An 18,227-nucleotide genomic window follows, 5' to 3' on the forward strand; every position below is an offset into this window, starting at 1 on the left:
AGTCATCTCCCGAAGCGCGAACGCCGCACGGCAACACAACCTCTGCCCGACGCACGACCGATTACCCGGCCGCACAACCGATTTCGCCGCACGAATCACGCGCGATGACAACGGCCGGCGCACGATGAGATTGGATGACCTCGATGCCCGAATGGCGCTGGGACCCCGACGATTTCGCGGTGCTGTGGTACAGCGACGCGAACGATCGCATCCCGGACCCGTTCAGCTACACCAGCACTCTGGCCACCAACAACGAGGTCGCCGCCCATCGCACCGCGGTCCGGGCCCGCTACGACGCCGAAGAGACCGAGCAGATCGAGCTCGCCCTGCATACCCTGTCCACGTGCCAGTTGCGCATCGAAATCATCGGTCATTCAACGGCTCTCGGCAACGGCACACCGCGTGAATACCGAATCCTGGGGGCCCGCACCCCGCAGCACTCGGTCATGCTCACCCAGACCGCCGCCGACGGCATCGACAGCCCGATTCGCTGTCGGCTGTTCCGCAGCGAACAACTACCCACCCGCGTGGCGACCGTCATCCCCGCCGCACCCGCGGGCAACACCAAACCCGAGATATTCCACACCACCGATCTCAGCGCACAGCACGGGCACGGCGGCCACGGCCGCAGCCCGCGCGAACGCTTCGAACGACTCACCGCCCGGCTCGCGGGCAGCGGTGTCGCGGGCCTGCTCACCGGCCCGCTCTACCAGCGCCCGAACCCCTGGTACACGATCGGCTGGTTCGAGGTCCCCGGCGACGGCCGCTACACCCAGCAGCAGTCCCGCGAACACATCACCATCCGCCCCGCCGGCGCCCAGGACCTCACCACCACCTTCACCACCTGGATAGACCAGTCCCTCAACCGCTTCCGCGAAGACGAACCCGATACCTGGTAAAGAGCGAGACCCGATACCAGGCAACTATTTTCTCGGCCGACTGCGGCAGCGACCCCCACCGGATCAGCTGTGCGCCGACGGACAGCCTCTGCCGCGACGCCGCCGCACACTCCGCGATCAGCTGTCCGCACGCTCGACCCGCTGCGTGGCCGCACCGGACGGGGACTTCAATCACCGGTAACCACGACTTGCCTTCTACGGCAACGGCTCTGATCCCGCCCGGATCGGAGCCGTTACCATCCACGCCAGCGTCGCTGAAGCCGGGAATCGCCCTGGCACAAACCTTCCAGTATGGAATCCCCGGATTGCATGCTTCGTTCTGGAGCGGTACCGTGAGCGCGAGTTGAACGGGGACGGGAGCCGGAGTCACACCGGGATCTGGACAGCCCAAATGCCGGGTGGTGAAGGGACGAGATGAGCAGTTGGGGGAATGCGGCCCGGGTGTGGGCTGTGATCGGCAGTGCGGCTCTGCTGGTGGCGGGGTGCGGGCCGAGCGGTTCACAACCGGCCAGCGAGAGGTCGAGTAGTTCGTCCGCCGCGATCGCGCCCGACGTGCCCACGGGATACGACCCGTGCACACAAATCCCGCAGAACGTATTGAACGACTTTCAGCTCCATTCGTCTATTCCGTCCGAGAACAGCGCGAACGGCACTAAATGGGAGGGCTGCCAGTGGGTCCGGTCGAACTGGTACGGGATTGCAATTCAGGTCACCAATGCGACCATTGATATGATCCGCGATCAGCATTATCAGGACACACAGGAATTCACGATAGGGAATCGCAGGGCGATCTCGAGCCGTCAAGCACCCGACCATCCCATGCAGCAGTGCACGGTCAATGTCGAGATAAAAGGCGGAACCCTCGAATTCTTCCTGACGAACCCTGCGGACGATTCCGTGGGGGGCAACAAAAATTCATGCGACATGGCGCGTGAAATAGCCAACCGAGTCGTCCCCCCTCTTCCATCATCCATTTGAACATCAGAAATGCGATCGGAAACTCATTTCACCGGGAGGGAACCCATGGCAGACGATAACGCACCATCCGCATCACACCCGCTGGCAAATATGATCAGTGAAGCCGAAGCCGGGAACATCAGGGTGCGGATGGATCTCGAGCAGTTCGTCTATCTGGACCGCGATTGCCAGGCATTCCTCGACGTCATCGACCAGATCCGAACACTAGCTGACAGAATCTCCCGCCAGGAGCACTGGGGGCTGGGCGAAAGCTTTCACGAAGGCGACAGGGAACTGATATCCGGACAGAAAGTCGTCGAATGGTATCGGCAGAAATCCCGTAACGACAGCGATCCAATCGGCAACAATCTATACGCGATCATGACCACCCACAAGAAGATAGTGGAAGATATAAAGCAAACTTATCAGGAAATACGCAAACAAATCACGGATCACGACTCCGAGCAGGCCGCGAAATACAACCAGCTCGTATCATCGCTGCCGCAGCAGAGCCCTGTTCGATCTAACACCTTCCACGCCACACATCTCCCCGCGAAGAATAAGTGAGCTGACCAGTGACCGGTGATGCACCACTCGGCTACGAGTCACCCGGAAAGATCCCAGCAGGCGGCCCGACGAGCGCGAATTGGCGGGACGGCGAGCTATACGACGCATTCAACTCTCTGACGGTGGACGACGCGTACAGTATGGCTCGCAATCTCGAGACCGCGGCAAACCTGTGGCAGCAGGGCCTGAATACCTTCTCCCGCTCGATCGTCCGCTCTTTCTCCGAGGCTTGGGAGGGCGCATCGGCCGAGGCCGCCAAGACCACGATCCAGACCTACGTCACGGACGCGAACCAGCTGACCGGACCGATCGAGACCCTCGCCAACCACATCGTGTCCGCCGCGGAGGCGGTAGTGAATGCCAAGAAGGCGATGCCCCAGGGCATCCACATCGACGCAACCTCGTGGCTCTGGCCGCCGCACCGATTCAGCCTGGAGGATAAGCAGGGCGCCGACCGTCAGCAGGCGTGGGAGGCATACCAGAACCTCTACGTGAAGCCGCTCAACAGGATCGACACCACCATCCCCATCCTGCCCAAGCCCACCGCCGCGAGCCATTCGCTGGATATCGCACCCGGTAAGAACGTCACCCCCGGCGTCGATATGAATCCCTTCACGGCCGTCGACAACACCACCACCAACAACAAGACCGAGAACGACTCACAGCAGAACAGCGCCAACAATCAGAACCAGTCCACCGATAAGGACTCCACCGTACCGGCGAACACCAATTCCGGTGCTGGCACCAATTCCGGCACCGGCACTGGTAATCCGGCCGACTCCACTGCATCCACTCATCCGACCGGACTCGAGTCGGCGGCGTCGACCGAGCCGAGCAGTTACAGCAGTGGCACCGGTGGCGCCGGTGGTTTCGGTGGCGGCAGCGAACCGGGCAAGACATCGGGCGGCACTGGTCAGGGCGTCCCTTCCACCGGAACGAAAAGCGCCGCGCGGAATACAGCCCCGGCGGCATATCGCACCGATACCGGCACATCCGGCCTGGCGAGCATGGGCGGTATGACTGGCGGCCATGGCAAGGGCGAGGACCGCGAGCACAAAACCGCCGATTACTTGGTCAATGCCGACCACCTCGAAGAGTGGATCGGTGAACTACGGGTGAACCTCCCCGGTGGCGTCATCGGCGCCGATCCCGAATACAACGACGAACCGCACCACCAGTAACCACACAACCGTACCGAATACCGTTACGGCACAAACCGATTCACCGGAGGCTGGCAGCCGACATCCGCCAGTCTCCGGTTCGTGCGCAAAGCGGTTGCGAATAAACGGAATCCGCGGCCGATACGCCGACGCATAGACAGAACAACTTGATGGGAACGCTGAATGGCTGAGTGGGCATGGAGCCCCGAGGATTTCGCCAGTCTGTGGTACAGCGACGCGAACGATCGCATCCCGAACATCCTGCGCTACACGCCCCACCTCCCCTACTGGGACGAGTTCAACGCGAATAAAGCAGCAGTACGCCAACAGTACGACGAGGGCGAGCTCGAGCGGATCCAACTAGCGATAGACACTCTGACCAATTCGGATATGCGGATCTCGATCCTCGGTAGCACAACGAAATACCCGGGTAGCTGCGGCATCCAGTACGAATATCGCATCATCGGCGCCCGGAACATCTACCACGCGGCAATCCTGCGCCAGTTCACCCGGGGAAAGGTGGAGGGTAAAATTCAGCTGCGCCTGTGCCGCCCGGAAAACCTTCCGGCCCGGTTGGTCGCCACCATCCCCGCGCGAAAGGCCGGTACCCAACCGCCGATCATGGTGCACCGCGCCGACATTCGCGATGCTCGACCGACGAACCGCGGCAACAGCCCCGCCGAACGATACCGGCGAATGCTCGCCGGTCAGGGTGACGGCAGCGGCTGGGCCCGCCTCCAGGTAGGCTCTTTCAACGCCAGCCCCCAACCGACGAATACCGTTCAGTGGTACGACCTGTCGGACGGCCGCTACCTGAAACTACTGCAAGACGAGCACATCAACGTCCGCCCCGCCACACCCCAGGACCTGACCAGCCGGTTCAGCGCCTGGATCGAGCGCGCCATGCAACGGATGCACGAGGACGAGTTCAAGGAAGGCTGGTAACTCAGTTCAGCCTCCGCCGCGGATCGGCAGTGCGATCGCGATGACCAGGTCGGCCAGAACCCGACAGCACCGAGCGCGCTCAGGCCCCAGACGAACCCGGCAGGCGTGGTCTGACCTCCGCCCATCGAAATGAGCGCGTTGATGGTGTGTCCGAGCCAGGCAGCTACCAGGGCAAGCCCATCGACAAGTATCAGAAACAGATTGAAGATCATGGCCAGCGTGAAACCAACGGACATCCATCCACAGCGCCGGGCATTCCCACTGGCACGCAGGTTGTAGGCAATCAGCAGTACGAGCACCAAACGCACCCCTGCAAGGCGCCCGGCCAGGTCGGTACACCGCCCGAAGGATTGTATTTTCGTTCCAGCAGCAATCCGACCGCGGCGAAGGTACCGGCCACCGTCGGCACCACGGTGACAACCGGTACGCCGAGCTTCCCTTCACGGTCTTCTTTCCTGTCGAGGTGACCGTCGACACGATCCGTGACCAGCTCGGCCACGATCCAACCCACCGATTCTCCAAGCATTACGCCGTATCTCCCCCAAATTTACTTGCTATCGTCCGCCGCGCGTGGCCGACGACGCTTCGAGCCGCGAGTAATCCGCGATGCAATGATTGCTAAGACTATGTCTCACATGGATGCCCGGCGTATCGGTCGGTAGGTTGCCGGGCCGTCGCTACAGCCCGCATGCCTACTCGGACGCATGGAAACCTTCTTCGGTTCCCTCGATTTCCGATGTTGCACAGGGTGTTTCCGATCACCGCGGCTTGGTGCTCGGCATCCCGTCGCCGACGCTATCATCGAGCGAAGTAGCCGAGGGTGTGGGAGTTCCGATGGGTGAAGAAGCCGACTTCGAGGCGATCGATTTCGATGCGATCCTCGCCGATATCGATCGGAAGGAAGCCGATCTGAAGGCTGCTCAACGGCAGCTCGCAACTCTCAGCGCGAAGGCTCGGTCCACGGACGGCCTGGTCGAAGTGACTGTGAGTCCCACGGGTGCGATCACCGGAGTGACACTGGCGCCCGAGACATTCCGTCGCAGTACTCCGCAGTACCTCGGCAGATCGGTGGTCGAGGCGGCTCAGCAGGCGACTCGCCAGGTCCGGCAGAGTGCGAAGTCGGCCGCGGCGCCGCTCGCGGAGATCGGCCGGGAGCTGAGCGAGGCCGTCGATGAACCACGAGTCACGCACTCCGCCAACGCGTCTGCGCGGCTCGGCCAGTCCGGCGTCGAAGCCGCGTCGACCGATCGCACCGCCCGAGTCGGCGTCGATGCCCTGGGAATCGTTGCGGTCGTGCATATCTCCCCCGATGCCTACCGCGGCGGCACGGTCGGAAAACTCGCAGGGGCGATCACCGAGGCCGCCGAACGCGCGGCGCGCCAGATGTACGAAACCCGTATCGGCGCAGTGGAATCGGAAGTCGACCTGGCCGATATTCCGAACATGGACGAGTTCTTTCCCCTCCACGAGGTGGCGGACCAGCAGAGCCCTCCGGCACCGGCCACATCTCCGCAACCGCCCGCGCCTGGCCCGGCACCGGTTCCCCCTCCCCCGGTGAACCGGGTCGTTCCCGGCACCCGCAAACCCAACCGCGACCAGATCGTCGGACCGTCCGACTGGGACGAAGACGACGGCTACGGGCAGCCTCGGCAGTCGTGGTTGGTGTGATCCCCCGCAAGCCTATGGCGTCAAACCGGCGGTACGTGTCGGTCTGACAGTCACCGCGAGAATGGGTAGAGCACGACAATCAACAAGGACCAGCCGATAACGGCATAGAGCCCACGCTTCGTCTCCTCCTCGAAGGTAGCAAGCATCAACAGTCTGCTCACCCGGTTATCGTGTACCGAGAATTCGGCCGGTGCGCCCCGTCGCGGGATCGATACGGTGAATCCTGCACAATCGTTACTCGCGTATCGCGCCGTATGCTTTCCGAATTCCTCTCTGATCATCGCGAGACGACGGGGCTTCCCGGATCGACGAGTGATCCCTTTACCCTTCTTTCGAATATACTCACGATTGAGCGTTCCAGAACCGATCTGCTCGAATTCGGCAGTAAGCAGTCCATTCGGGAATCCACCATCGAACAATACGGCCCCGATCTTCCGATCTGTGGCATCGAACGCTGTCCGATTAGGCCCGATGTAACCGATCGTGTGCTCGAATTTCGAGCCTATAGAGATACGAAGGTAATTCTTCGCAATCTTTTTTCCATGCTCGTCACGATTCTTTCGTTCCATTCGGGCAACCGGCTCCCGCACGCCGGGAACGAAGATGTCACAGCGGCGTCTACCGAGAAACCTGGACTTGACGCTGAATTCCGTTGCGCTCTCGAACATCCGATTCCCCGTCGATCTCAGAGCGCCGCAAGGTAGCCGGTGCGGTTGACGCCATCCTTGGCTGCCCAGCCGCTCTGCTTCTCGAAGTCGAAACCGTGCTGCTCGACATCCTGAATCAGGCTACCGACGCTCTGGTTCCCCGAGAAATCCGGATGCTGCATCTTCTCGATCACCGACTTCATCTCTTCCACCGTCTCTTTGATCGTGTTGTAGTAGTTATCGATCTGCTCGATAACGTTTACCACCATTCTGACATCCTTATAGAGCTGCACTGCCCGCGCGGCAGTGAAGACACCGGCGACGATATCCGCAAGCGGATCTTCCGGACCGCCACCGATTACCTCTATAGCTCCGTCGACCGCAGCAGTCTTCTCGGCATCCAAGGCCAATTGTTTTATTTCCTTGTCCAGCGCCTGACTTGCATAAGAGACGACCAACTGCACGATGGAGAGAATGATCGTGTGTCCTTTTTTGTATTCGCCCGCGATGACCTTGGCTCGGTCTCCGATTCCACCGATTCCGTTCGTCCAGCGGAACATGTACGAATCGAATGCACTAGCCGTATCACCCTGCCATTCGCTGCCGAGTTTCCAGGATCCCTTGCGGAGAGTTCCGGCCACCGTATAACATGCGTCACCGAGTGTGTCATATGCATCATGCAGATAGATCAGGCGATCCCAATCACCGAGCAACGGTTTGAAAATCAAATCGATAAAGCTGTGTCCAGTGACGAATTTGAACACCTTGTCAGCAATCCATATGGAATTACCTTCACCTGTTACCTGCTTTTTCAGAACCTCTCTCGCCTGAGTAATACCAGTGCCTTTGACACCTTCCCACTTATTATCCAGGCCTTTTTCCTTGAGATTATCCTTCAAATTATCGAGAACTGAAGGCTTACTCTTGTCCTTGGCACCGGGGATAAACCCCGCAGCAACGCCCGTGAGCAGCGACGACTTCGTACTGCTGGTCTCCGACGGCTCCTTCAGCTCCACCGCTTCATCATTGAAGTTCAACTGCTCACCCGCAGGCGTGCCCAAAGTCGAGATATCAGGAACACCGGAGACCATGTCCGGAAACGCCTGCTTCAGCGCGGCGGCATTCTTCTCGTCCTCGGTCCGCAATTCCCGGTCGACGGTGCTGACCTTGTCCTTGATGGTCCCCATACCGGTCTGACACTGCTTCAGCAGATCGCCGGTTTGCTCGGCCACCCCCTTGACGGTCGGCTTCAGCAACGTCAACAGCCCATCCAGCCCGTCCACGTCCGAACACTGCTTCCCGGTCCAGGCCACCATCGGCCCGAAATGCTCCCCCTGCTTGGCAACCAAGCCGCAGAATCCCGAGAAGTCCTCGCTGGGTGGCACTTTCACATCAGTGGCCACGCGACCCCCTTCAATTATCGCTCGAACTCACTCACGTTACCCCACCGCACACCACCTTCGAAGGGCCAGTTCACCTGGTACCGAACATGTTTCGCGGAAGAATGGCGTAATACTCCGGGCATTTGTCCGGATTCTTCAGACCAGCCAGCTCTTGCGGCGGTAGTACTCGTCGTCCTCGTCTTCGTCGTCCACCGGGCGGACCACGTCGTTGGCCTTGCGGAAGGCGGCGGCGCGGGCGATGGCGGCGCGTTGTTCGCGAAGTTCGGCCTCGCGGCGTTCGGCTTCGGTGAGTGGTCCGGTCGGCTCCGGGCTTTCGCGAGGCTGCTCGTAGTGCTGTTGGATCGCCGGGTCGTTGGCCCTTCGCACGGGGGTCGTTCGCGGGGCCGCGTGCTGTTGCCGCGCTTGCGCTTCGCGACGGGCCGCCGCTGCCTCCTGCTGTTCGCGGGCCTCGGCTGCTCGGCGTTCGCGTTCCTCGTCGGCCGCCGACCGGGCGGCCTGCTCGCGCTCGCTTCGCTCGCGGCTCGCCTCCGCGGCGAACCACTCGGCGCACGCCTGGGCATTGCGCTCGGTCTGGAGTTTGGCCTCGTTCAGCTCATCCATCAGCATCGACATGCGGCGTCGGTTCTCCGCTCCGATGCGCTCGATTTCAGCGGCGTAGTCCACGATTTCAACGCTCCGTGTTCAGTCGGTGCCGGCGTAGATCACAGCGGGCCCGCCTCGGAAAGCTCTGCGCCGCTGTCGAATGGCTTCGCGGGCGAGGGGGTGGTCTGAGGCTTGGCTCGATCGTCCTCGGACTGGTTCTTCTGCGTGGCGATTCCGGGGTTGACGGTTGTTCCGGTGTCGGCGCTCGGTGTCTTGTGTTCGGTTTGCTCGGTGGTGGAGTGCTGGTCGCTCGACGGCTGATTGCTCGTCTGGTTGCCGGAGTCCGGGGACGTCGACGACGAACCGCCGGATGCGCCTGGGGATTCCGACGTGCTGTCCGAGCTCGACGAGCTGTGGGAACTCGACGAGCTGTGGGAATCCGACGTGCTGTGGGAATCCGACGTGCTGTGCGACCCCGACGCCCCCTGGGCATCCGACGCGCTGTGGGGGCCCGACGCCCCATGCTCCTGCGTGGAGATGACCGGCATTCCGTGCTCGTCGAGTTCGAGCGTGTAGGTCTTGTCGTCTCCGGCGGAGTCGGACAGGTTCAACGCCAGACCACCCTGCAAGCCCAGCCCGACCTTCAGATGCTTTCCGGCTACATCGAATTCGGCAAGCGACTTCCCCGAGGCGCCCGACGCTCCGCTCGCCGACTTCAGGACGCCATCGATCCCCTTCTCGATCTGACCGGACAGCGCGCTGATCGCACTCTCGCCCTGTGTCACAACCGAATTCATCGTGCTCCCCAGGCCGTTCAATGCCGAGGAGGCGGTGCTGGTCAGCGAACTCGCCTGACTCGCCAGGCTCGAGAGCGTGGTGCTGAGGTTGGAGTTGTTGCTGTTCGAGTTGTTGGTGTTGGTATTCGTGGGCGACGTGGTTGTCGTCTTGTCGCCCGAATCCGTCGTCGATGCGGTGGTCGTCGACTTGGAAGGAGAGGGGGAAGGCGACGGTGACGGTGACGGCGAGGGGGATGGTGCGGGCGCCGACGTGGTCGCCGGGCGCGGATACCTGGTGTCGTGCACCGCGTTCATCGCATCGGTGACGAGTTTGTAACTTTGATTGATCGTATTATCGGCAGCGGTGCACGCACCATCGAAAATTCCCAGCTTGGCATCCAGCTCGGGCTTGAATATCTTGTCCATCCAGTACTGCGCCGATATCTGAGTTATTTTGCCGGGGTCCTCAGAAATATCATTCTCGTCGTCAGCCTGTTTCTTCGCGAAATTGTCGCCACCACGATGTTCATACGGAAGAATTGCGCGATCAGCAAACCAGCCGTCCAGAGCCTCGACCTGCTCCTTGCTGACCCATTCTCTGGCTTTACAGATATCGATCAGCATCTGAATATCGCTGGGGCTTCTCTTATCGATCTCGAACTTCGGCTTCCCGCCGTCCAGCTCCGGAATGTGGTAGACGACGGACGCCTTGTCGACAACGGCATCATGTACCTGGGTGATCATGGCACTGATAGCCTCGACGGCCTTCTGTGCCGCCTCGATATCGTTCCCCGCGTATTTGACCTGATCAGCGACCATCGCGTGCGCGGTCGACGATGTCGAACCACCGCTCCACACCTGCTGAAGACGAGTCGTGCAGTTCTGCTGCGTCTGCAACTGAGTCTGCGCCTCTTTCAGAGCGGTCGACAACGCATCGCGAGTCCCCTCGAGTTTTACCAGATTCATGCCACGCTGTTCGTCGTAACGAGCCTCGAGCTCTCCCTTGGATTTATAAGGCCCGGTGTACATCTGCGCATACAACGGATAGAACTGCACGAAGTACTCGATTCCCCCATCGGCACCCCAGTTCAGAATATCGTCTACGGACTTCCCCGCATTGGCCGTACGCTCGGCGTCGCTCGCTCCCATTATCCCGCCTACACTCCCCGTCCGTAGACCCTATTATTTATCGACATCGGATATCTGATCAGCGTTATAGCCATCGGTCCAGCCGTATGCGATCGCCGATGCTCCGAGCGAATTGGCGGTTGCGGTAGTGGCGTCACTCCAGTGCTTCAGCCAATCGGCGATGTGCTGGAGCCCATCGTGGATCGCGGTGCCCTGCGCAACATAGGCGCGCCCCGCCTCACACTCCGCGCCGTTGCGTCCCGTGCCGAACAGATGGTCCGGACTGCTCACCGCCTTGGATTGATTGGCGACGGTCGTCGCCGAATCCTTCATGTGTCCAGCAAGTTTGGCCAGATCGTCCGTACTGACGTCCAACGGCGCGTTCGCCATCGCTGTATCCCTCCACTCCCCGACCGGTCCTGGCAAAAAGGCCCGCCGATCCTTCGGCCCGCGAGCGCCCTATCCAGTTGGACGTACACGGCGTACGAACGGTTCCCGTCCGATCATAGGAGTCGGCGATACGAACAGGTCCGGCAATCCGTCCACGCCAACCGAATGTCACCGCACCACAGCATGTCCCACCCCGTCACACGAAGCTGCTCGCCGGGCTCAGTGCTTGTGATCGCCCAGATGCCCCTGATCCGTGCGCACCCATTCGGTCGTGCCGTCGGCATTGTGATGGAACTCCCACGCCGAATAGTCCCCGTCGTTGTCGACGGCGGTCACGTGGTCGGCGAAGCCGTCGTGGTCCAGATCGCTCCACACGTCCACGGAGTGCGGGCCCTGAACGGTCTCCGCATCGGGGATGTGGTCGGCGTTGAGATCCTGGGTGGGGTGGTGGAGCTCGATGGCGCCGAGGCCGCCGAGATCGGAATGCGCGTCGACGTCCGGCATGTCCAGGCCCGGCAGGTCGCCCGAATTGACCATGTACAGCTCCTCGGATGGGGTCCGGCAGGGAAGTGGTTCCATCCTGTCATCCGACCCGCCCGACGCGCATCCTCCTTCCCAAGTCCTGTGGATAACTCGCGAAATACGCGGGTCTCACTCCTTCGGAATGACCACCCACAGCACCAGGTAGATCAGGAACTGCGGTCCGGGCAGCAGGCACGACAGGATGAACAGCAGGCGGATGAGGGTGGCGTTCCAGCCGAAGTATTCGGCCAGGCCGCCGCAGACGCCTGCGATCCACCGGTCGGTGCGGGAACGGGTCAGGCGGCGCATATCACTGGATGTCATATCTCCACTGTGCAACCCTCGCACCCGAACGCACATCGGGACCAGGACCGATGCGCACCCTGATTTCCACGGGCCCGATCTCGGGGTACAACCCCGAACACGGCAGACTCATGGACGTGAGCAAGCTTCTCGGTCGAGGACCGCACTCGTGAGCGCGACGCTGCATGCCCGCGGCCTGTCCGCCGGACACGGTGAACGCGTCCTGTTCAGCGATCTGGATCTGATTCTGGCGCCCGGCGATGTGATCGGGCTGGTCGGGGTGAACGGGGCCGGGAAGTCGACGCTGTTGCGGATGCTGTCCGACGGCGACGCGTCCGAGGGGCAGATCGCGTTGAGCCCGCCCGACGCGACGGTCGGCTATCTCGCCCAGGAACCCGAGCGCGTGCCTGGGGAGAGCGTGCTTGAATTCCTGTCCCGGCGCACGGGAGTCGCTGCGGCACAACGCATCATGGATATCGCCGCCGAACGCCTGGCCGAAGCTCCCGACGACGCGGACGACTACTCCGCGGCCCTGGAACGCTGGCTGGCCCTGGGCGGGGCCGATCTGGACCAGCGGGCGCAGGAGGTCGCCGCGGAACTGGGCCTGATCGAGAACCTGCCGCAGGGCCTGGACACCCCGATGACAGGCCTTTCCGGTGGGCAGGCCGCGCGGGCGGGACTTGCCTCGGTGTTGTTGTCCCGCTTCGACATTCTGCTGCTGGACGAGCCGACCAACGATCTGGATCTGGACGGGCTGGCCCGGCTCGAGCACTTCGTGGCCAGGGTGCGGGTGCCGTTGATGGTGATCAGCCATGATCGGGAGTTCTTGGCGCGCACCGTGAATCGCATCGTCGAGCTGGATCTGGCACAGCAGCAGGTCGGGGTGTACGACGGTGGCTACGAGTCCTATCTGGCCGAGCGCGAGATCGCCCGACGCCACGCCCGCGAGTCCTACGAGGATTACGCGGACACCAAGGCCGGTCTGCAGGCACGCGCGACGATGCAGCGCAACTGGCTCGAACACGGCGTCCGCAACGCCCGCCGCAAGGCCAAGAACGATTCGGACAAGGCGGGCCGCAAGATGCGCGCGGAATCCACCGAGAAACAGGCCTCGAAGATGCGCCAGACCCAGCGTCGCATCGAACGCCTCGACGTCGTGGAGGAGCCGCGCAAGGAGTGGGAGCTGCGCATGGAGATCGCCGCGGCCCCGCGTAGCGGTTCGGTGGTCGCCACCGTCACCGGCGCGAGCCTCACGCGCGGCGATTTCACGCTGGGACCGGTTACCGCCCAGGTGGATTGGGGCGATCGCATCGTGCTGACCGGCGCCAACGGATCCGGCAAATCCACCCTGCTGGCGGTGTTGCTCGGCAAGATCGCGCCCGACACCGGAACCGCGACGCTCGGTTCCGCGGTGGCCGTGGGCGAGGTCGATCAGGCGCGCGGACTGTTCCGCGGAAACGCCTCGCTCGCCGATACGTTCGGCGCGGAGGTGCCCGACTGGCCCGAGGCCGAGGTCCGCACGCTGCTTGCCAAATTCGGGCTGCGCGGGCCACATGTGCTGCGCGCCAACGACACCCTGTCCCCTGGCGAACGCACCCGTGCCGCCCTGGCGCTACTCCAGGCCCGAGGGGTGAACCTGCTGATCCTCGACGAGCCCACCAACCACTTGGACCTGCCCGCCATCGAACAACTCGAGCAGGCCATCGAATCCTTCACCGGCACACTGATTCTCATCACTCACGACCGCCGCATGCTGAACACCGTCCGCGCGACGCGACGCTGGCGGATGACCGACGGGCAACTCGCCCAGGATTGACCGCGCGCTCAGCCCTCCTTGATCGCGGCGATCAGGGTGCGGTCGGAAATGGTTCGGGTGGTGACGATCTGGGTGAAGGTGTGCGGTTGCTCGCCGGGCTTCTGCTGGGTGAGGCGGACCTCCCACTGGCTGCCGTCGGTGCTGCCGCGGGTGACCTGCACGCAGTAGCGAGTGCCGACCGGGATCTGATTGATCCCGCGTTGAATATTCTCGGCGGGGGGAAAGGCCGAGGACCCCAAGGACGAAGTCACCGTCGCGTCGTCGGTGACGACCGCACGCGCCGCAGAACCGGAACGCTGCACGTAGTAGGCGCGTTCGAAGGCCAGGATCGCGTCGGGGCCCGAACTCGTGCCGCCCGGATCGGTGCCGGAGACCTCGTCCGCGTCGCGGCGGTGCTCACAGTCGGCGGTCGCGATCGGCGCCGGGGATGCCGCGGCGGTGACCGGCGGCGTCACGGCGGGGGCCGAATCCTCCACCACCGCGGGCACACTCGCCGCCGTGGTGGTGTTGCGCGTGCGTTTGCCGGTGTGCAGCACCGTCAGCACCACCGAGATGATCACGATGCCGACGCCGACCAGGATCAGCAGGCTCAACACCTTGTCGCGGCGAACCCGGTCGTCGGGGCGGCGCGAACGGGACCGGCGCAGCCGGGAACCCGCACTCCCACCGGAGCGATCGACGATCTGCGGCGCCCGCGCGGGGCTCTCGTCGCTGTAGTCGTATTCCCTGACCGGCATCCGGCTGGTCGGCGTCACGGGAGGCGGATCGGGTTGCCGCGCACCCTGATTCAGCCATTCCTCCCAGTCGCCGGACCGATCGGCGGTCCCCGGAATCGGCATCGGCGCGGGACGCGACGGCGGCCGCCGACGACGTGTCGTGCCACGACGGCCGGGCCGACGCCGTTGAGCCTGCCGCGCGGGCGGCCGCAGCATCGGCAGACCCAGGTCGAACGGATTGTCCTGCCCGGGATCCGGCTGATCCGGCTCTTCGGAATCAGATCTCGTCATCGCCCAGATCGCCGATGACGGCGGTCGGGACCATCTGCGCCGCGGCCGGAGCCGTCACACCGAGCTGACCGTCCCGCGGTTTCGAATCACCGCCGCCCGTACCCGCCGACGGCGGCAGCGCCAGCCCCGCGGCGGGACCGGACTGACTGGGTGCGGGCTCCGAGGTGGCCGGGGCGGGGGTCGCCGGTTGCGGAACCGGTTTCGCCGTGGGCGCCGGTACGCTCGTGCCGGGTGACGCGGTGTCGCCGCTCGGCGCGGCGGTGCCGGGATCGGACGCACTCGAGTCCGAACCGCCCTGGTCCGGCGGGATGATCGAATGCGAGTTCTGCGCCGGCTGGGCCGTGGTGGACTGCGACCCGCCGAAATCGAACAGGCTCGAATCGGTGCCGCCGGTCCCGTCCGTGCCGCCGGTGCCATTGGTCCCGTCGGTTTTCGCCTTCGGATTGATCAGCTGCGGAATGGCCTGCTCGGCCACCTGCGCCGCGGTATCCACGGTGTGCGTGCCGACCTCGGCGATCTTATCGATCAGCTCGGTGCCGATATTGACCCCGGCGCTGATGGCCGAGGACCCCAGATCCACACCCGCCGCGATGAGCTGCTCCTGCAACTGCAACTGCGCGGCCGCGGCGGGATCGAGCTGGGGACCGGTGCCGGTGCCGTTCATGGAGAACGCGGGCGTGGTGCCGTTGAACGAACCGCCGTTGAACGAGGTGCCGTTGTACGAGTTACCGAGCAGGTTGGAGTCGTTCGAGAAATTGTTCGGCGTGTAGTCGCTCGAAGAGGTCGAGTGGTCGTTCGAATAGCTCGGGGTGCTGTCCCCGGAGAACTGGTCCGTGACCAGATCGACCGGCGTGGTGACCGTCAGCGGGCCCATCGCCCTCAATTTCGATGTGTGCGAGGCCATTTCGGTCTTCGCGGTGTCGACCGCGGTGATGGCCGCGCGCAATGCCTGGCTGGCCCGGTTGATCACCGCATCGGTGTCGGGCGCGGCCTTGGCGTTGTTCAGGATGGTGCGCGCGTCGCGACGGAAATCGGCGATGATCGCGTCCACCTTCTGCGCGGCCCGGTAACTGGTGGACTGCGCATCGCCCAGCACCGCCAGATACTGCGGGCCGCGATCGGAGATGTCACCGATCTGGGTCTGGGTGGTGCGCAACGCCGGAACGGCCGCATCCGCGCCGGGACCCGACCAGGTCGACTCCAGCACATGCATACCGTCGCGATGCGGAGCCTCGGTGTCGGCGGCCTGGGTGGACGAACTCGTCAGCGCCCGCACGATACTCGCGTCGGGGACGCTCACCCCGGTGCCCAGCGACTTGCGCAACGCAAGCATCGGCTGCACCAGACGCGCGATGATCGGCGGATCCACGCCGTCGGAGCTGGTCGTCGTCGCCGGATTCGTCACGCGGGAGGGGATCGGCCGCCGCTTCAGCCCCGGAGCTCGCCTCATACCAGTGTCTCCCCGGTCTTGGCGATGGCGGACGCGGTGCCGGCATCGGAATCCTGCATATCGGAGGTGTAATCGCGCAGTACCTGCCCGTAGGCGTGGACCAGCTGGCCCGCCGTGGACAGCGCCTGCACATGCTGCGAGACCGCGGCCGTGAACTGCGCCGCGAACTCCGCTCCCACCAAACCCAGATCGGCCGAGAGCCGGTCAGGATTCACCGCGCCGCCCGCGGCGACGGCCGCGGAGGCCAACTGCTGCGAGACGTTGTCGGCAACGGTCTTGTAGGCGGCCATCGCCGCCGGATCCAGCTTCAGCGCGTCCACTGTTCCCCCTCACGGAAATCAAGCTCTCGCTGTCGCATCATGAGTCGAGTCCACCATACTTGGCCCCGACCCGAAACGCTCTCCGATCACCCGATCACGCACCGGACAACCTGGTCGATTCGGTACGCGATCACACCGCGGCGACGCGTTTGGCCAGGTCATCGGCCAACTGACGGGCCCGATCGGGATCGGTCGCCTCGACCATCACTCGCACCAGTTGCTCGGTTCCGCTGGGGCGCAGCAGCACCCGGCCCGACTCGCCGAGGACACGCTCGGCCTCGAGCACCGCGTCGCGAACCTCGCCGGACTCGGCGACCGCGACCTTGTCCGCGACCGGGACGTTCACCAGAACCTGCGGCACCGTCTCGACCACGGACGCGAGATCGGCCATGCTCCGGCCGGTTTCGGCCATGCGCGCCAGCAGGCGCAAACCGGTCAGCAGGCCGTCGCCGGTGGTGCCGAACTTCGGGAAGACCACGTGCCCGGACTGCTCGCCGCCCAGCGTGTACCCGCCGCGACGCAGCTCCTCGAGGACGTAGCGGTCGCCGACCGCGGTGGTGCGCATCGTGATTCCCGCCTCCCGCATCGCGATGTGCAGGCCCAGATTGCTCATCACCGTGGTGACGAGCGTGTCGCGCGCGAGTTCGCCCGCCTCGCGCATACCCATCGCCAGCACCGCCATGATCGCGTCGCCGTCGACCACCGCGCCCGCGGCGTCCACGGCCAGGCAGCGGTCCGCGTCGCCGTCGTGCGCCAGGCCGAGATCCGCGCCGTGTTCGCGCACCGCGTCGCGGATCGCGTCCAGATGGGTGGAGCCGCAACGGTCGTTGATGTTCAGGCCGTTGGGCTCGGCGTTGATGGCGATCACCCGCGCGCCCGCCTCCCGATAGGCCGCCGGGCCGACGTCGGAGGCGGCGCCGTGCGCGCAGTCCACCACGACGGTCAGGCCGTTCAGGTCGCGGCCGGTCGCCTCCACCAGATGCTCGACATAGCGTTCGTGCATCCCGGCCTGGCTGTAGTGCTCCTCGACCCGGCCGTCGATCCCGGACAGGCTCAGCACCCGGCCGATCCCGGCGCCGGTGGGCCGCAGGAAATCACGCTCGGCCACCAACTCCGCGATGCGGTCCTCGATCGCGTCGTCGAGTTTGTGGCCGCCCGCGGCGAAGATCTTGATTCCGTTGTCGGGCATGGGATTGTGCGAGGCGGAGATCATCACGCCCAGGCACGCGTCGTAGGTCGCGGTCAGATAGGCCACCGCGGGCGTGGGCAGCACGCCGACCGACACCACGTCCACCCCGGCGGAGGTCAGGCCCGCGATCACCGCGGCCTCGAGCATCTCGCCGCTGGCCCGCGGGTCACGGCCCACCACCGCCGTCGGACGCGACTTGCCGCGGCTGAGCACCTGGGCCGCCGCGGCCGAAACATGCAGTGCCAGTTCCGGACCCAGCGAACCGTTGGCCAGCCCCCGAACTCCGTCGGTGCCGAACAAACGTCCCATTTCCAATGCCCCTCAATGTCTGATTACGGCATCCGGTGCACCCGCGTGGGGATTCAGCGGAACCGTTGTCGATACAGCACGAGAGCAGGCACCCGATCCGATCGCGGACAATCGGATCGGGTGCCTGCTCTCGTGCGGGTGCCGAGTCGACCGTACTCCCGATTCTCCCCACCCGGGGAGCCGGACCCG

Annotated in this window: 19 protein-coding genes; 7 read left to right on the forward strand and 12 right to left on the reverse strand. The window is 64.0% G+C overall.

Going from position 1 to position 18,227, the window contains the following annotated elements:
• Positions 1-134 precede the first annotated feature (134 nt).
• The 5 genes from NM2_RS33655 (at position 135) to NM2_RS33670 (ending at position 4,528) form a co-directional block, all read left to right on the forward strand.
• Positions 135-899 (forward strand): ESX secretion-associated protein EspG, encoded by a 765-nt coding sequence (locus NM2_RS33655; protein WP_084531832.1) that lies wholly within the window; start codon positions 135-137, stop codon positions 897-899.
• Between the two features lie 450 nt (positions 900-1,349).
• Positions 1,350-1,877, forward strand: a complete 528-nt coding sequence (locus tag NM2_RS48115; RefSeq protein ID WP_169816287.1) for a DUF3558 domain-containing protein — start codon at positions 1,350-1,352, stop codon at positions 1,875-1,877.
• 45 nt (positions 1,878-1,922) lie between these two features.
• Positions 1,923-2,423, forward strand: coding sequence for a hypothetical protein (locus NM2_RS33660; RefSeq protein ID WP_157121473.1), 501 nt, complete (start codon positions 1,923-1,925; stop codon positions 2,421-2,423).
• Between the two features lie 122 nt (positions 2,424-2,545).
• Entirely contained in the window at positions 2,546-3,604 is a 1,059-nt protein-coding gene (locus tag NM2_RS33665) for a hypothetical protein (protein ID WP_067677389.1), read from the forward strand.
• Positions 3,605-3,766: 162 nt separating this feature from the next.
• On the forward strand, positions 3,767-4,528 hold the full coding sequence (locus tag NM2_RS33670; RefSeq protein ID WP_067677391.1) for an ESX secretion-associated protein EspG: 762 nt from the start codon (positions 3,767-3,769) through the stop codon (positions 4,526-4,528).
• Between the two features lie 283 nt (positions 4,529-4,811).
• Here the strand turns inward: NM2_RS33670 and NM2_RS33675 are convergent, their stop codons facing one another.
• A complete protein-coding gene (locus NM2_RS33675) occupies positions 4,812-5,027 on the reverse strand; it encodes a hypothetical protein (RefSeq protein WP_067677393.1) in 216 nt (71 codons plus the stop codon).
• Positions 5,028-5,362: 335 nt separating this feature from the next.
• Here NM2_RS33675 and NM2_RS33680 point away from each other — a divergent pair, with 335 nt between their 5' ends.
• A complete protein-coding gene (locus NM2_RS33680; protein WP_067677395.1) occupies positions 5,363-6,196 on the forward strand; it encodes a YbaB/EbfC family nucleoid-associated protein in 834 nt (277 codons plus the stop codon).
• Positions 6,197-6,246: 50 nt separating this feature from the next.
• Here NM2_RS33680 and NM2_RS49575 read toward each other — a convergent pair whose 3' ends face one another.
• From NM2_RS49575 to NM2_RS33710, 7 genes are all read right to left on the reverse strand, one after another.
• Positions 6,247-6,864, reverse strand: coding sequence for a hypothetical protein (locus NM2_RS49575; protein ID WP_157121474.1), 618 nt, complete (start codon positions 6,862-6,864; stop codon positions 6,247-6,249).
• Between the two features lie 17 nt (positions 6,865-6,881).
• Positions 6,882-8,246: a hypothetical protein gene (locus NM2_RS33685; RefSeq protein ID WP_067677397.1), complete on the reverse strand. Its 1,365-nt coding sequence runs from the start codon at positions 8,244-8,246 to the stop codon at positions 6,882-6,884.
• Between the two features lie 135 nt (positions 8,247-8,381).
• Positions 8,382-8,909 (reverse strand): hypothetical protein, encoded by a 528-nt coding sequence (locus NM2_RS33690; protein WP_067677399.1) that lies wholly within the window; start codon positions 8,907-8,909, stop codon positions 8,382-8,384.
• A gap of 38 nt (positions 8,910-8,947) precedes the next feature.
• Entirely contained in the window at positions 8,948-10,753 is a 1,806-nt protein-coding gene (locus NM2_RS33695; protein WP_067677401.1) for a hypothetical protein, read from the reverse strand.
• A 33-nt stretch (positions 10,754-10,786) separates the two neighbouring features.
• On the reverse strand, positions 10,787-11,122 hold the full coding sequence (locus NM2_RS33700) for a hypothetical protein (RefSeq protein ID WP_067677403.1): 336 nt from the start codon (positions 11,120-11,122) through the stop codon (positions 10,787-10,789).
• 219 nt (positions 11,123-11,341) lie between these two features.
• Entirely contained in the window at positions 11,342-11,659 is a 318-nt protein-coding gene (locus NM2_RS33705; RefSeq protein ID WP_067677405.1) for a DUF6802 family protein, read from the reverse strand.
• Between the two features lie 114 nt (positions 11,660-11,773).
• Positions 11,774-11,968 (reverse strand): PspC domain-containing protein, encoded by a 195-nt coding sequence (locus tag NM2_RS33710; protein WP_067677407.1) that lies wholly within the window; start codon positions 11,966-11,968, stop codon positions 11,774-11,776.
• Positions 11,969-12,116: 148 nt separating this feature from the next.
• Between NM2_RS33710 and NM2_RS33715 the strand changes: the two genes are divergently transcribed.
• On the forward strand, positions 12,117-13,763 hold the full coding sequence (locus tag NM2_RS33715) for an ABC-F family ATP-binding cassette domain-containing protein (RefSeq protein WP_067677409.1): 1,647 nt from the start codon (positions 12,117-12,119) through the stop codon (positions 13,761-13,763).
• 8 nt (positions 13,764-13,771) lie between these two features.
• Here NM2_RS33715 and NM2_RS33720 read toward each other — a convergent pair whose 3' ends face one another.
• From NM2_RS33720 to glmM, 4 genes are all read right to left on the reverse strand, one after another.
• Complete coding sequence (locus NM2_RS33720; RefSeq protein ID WP_067677411.1) at positions 13,772-14,770, reverse strand: DUF8176 domain-containing protein; 999 nt, start codon at positions 14,768-14,770, stop codon at positions 13,772-13,774.
• Positions 14,757-16,220: a hypothetical protein gene (locus NM2_RS33725; RefSeq protein WP_067677413.1), complete on the reverse strand. Its 1,464-nt coding sequence runs from the start codon at positions 16,218-16,220 to the stop codon at positions 14,757-14,759. The genes NM2_RS33720 and NM2_RS33725 overlap by 14 nt, the downstream gene beginning before the upstream one ends.
• On the reverse strand, positions 16,217-16,540 hold the full coding sequence (locus tag NM2_RS33730; protein ID WP_067677415.1) for a hypothetical protein: 324 nt from the start codon (positions 16,538-16,540) through the stop codon (positions 16,217-16,219). Before NM2_RS33730 ends, NM2_RS33725 begins: the two co-directional genes overlap by 4 nt.
• Positions 16,541-16,670: 130 nt before the next feature.
• Positions 16,671-18,038: a phosphoglucosamine mutase gene (glmM, locus tag NM2_RS33735; RefSeq protein ID WP_067677417.1), complete on the reverse strand. Its 1,368-nt coding sequence runs from the start codon at positions 18,036-18,038 to the stop codon at positions 16,671-16,673.
• Positions 18,039-18,227: the final 189 nt, after the last annotated feature.

The organism is Nocardia miyunensis NBRC 108239 (genome assembly GCF_001613065.1).
In the GTDB taxonomy this organism is placed as follows: Bacteria; Actinomycetota; Actinomycetes; order Mycobacteriales; family Mycobacteriaceae; genus Nocardia; species Nocardia miyunensis.

Bases quoted from the DNA above. Each gene is read 5' to 3' on its own strand.
- NM2_RS33680 (WP_067677395.1), top strand. From the start codon at position 5,363: ATGGGTGAAGAAGCCGACTTCGAGGCGATCGATTTCGATGCGATCCTC.
- NM2_RS33705 (WP_067677405.1), bottom strand. From the start codon at position 11,659: ATGGTCAATTCGGGCGACCTGCCGGGCCTGGACATGCCGGACGTCGAC.
- NM2_RS33670 (WP_067677391.1), top strand. From the start codon at position 3,767: ATGGCTGAGTGGGCATGGAGCCCCGAGGATTTCGCCAGTCTGTGGTAC.
- NM2_RS33655 (WP_084531832.1), top strand. From the start codon at position 135: ATGACCTCGATGCCCGAATGGCGCTGGGACCCCGACGATTTCGCGGTG.
- NM2_RS33710 (WP_067677407.1), bottom strand. From the start codon at position 11,968: ATGACATCCAGTGATATGCGCCGCCTGACCCGTTCCCGCACCGACCGG.
- NM2_RS33725 (WP_067677413.1), bottom strand. From the start codon at position 16,220: ATGAGGCGAGCTCCGGGGCTGAAGCGGCGGCCGATCCCCTCCCGCGTG.
- glmM (WP_067677417.1), bottom strand. From the start codon at position 18,038: ATGGGACGTTTGTTCGGCACCGACGGAGTTCGGGGGCTGGCCAACGGT.
- NM2_RS49575 (WP_157121474.1), bottom strand. From the start codon at position 6,864: ATGTTCGAGAGCGCAACGGAATTCAGCGTCAAGTCCAGGTTTCTCGGT.
- NM2_RS33695 (WP_067677401.1), bottom strand. From the start codon at position 10,753: ATGGGAGCGAGCGACGCCGAGCGTACGGCCAATGCGGGGAAGTCCGTA.
- NM2_RS33700 (WP_067677403.1), bottom strand. From the start codon at position 11,122: ATGGCGAACGCGCCGTTGGACGTCAGTACGGACGATCTGGCCAAACTT.
- NM2_RS33660 (WP_157121473.1), top strand. From the start codon at position 1,923: ATGGCAGACGATAACGCACCATCCGCATCACACCCGCTGGCAAATATG.
- NM2_RS33720 (WP_067677411.1), bottom strand. From the start codon at position 14,770: ATGACGAGATCTGATTCCGAAGAGCCGGATCAGCCGGATCCCGGGCAG.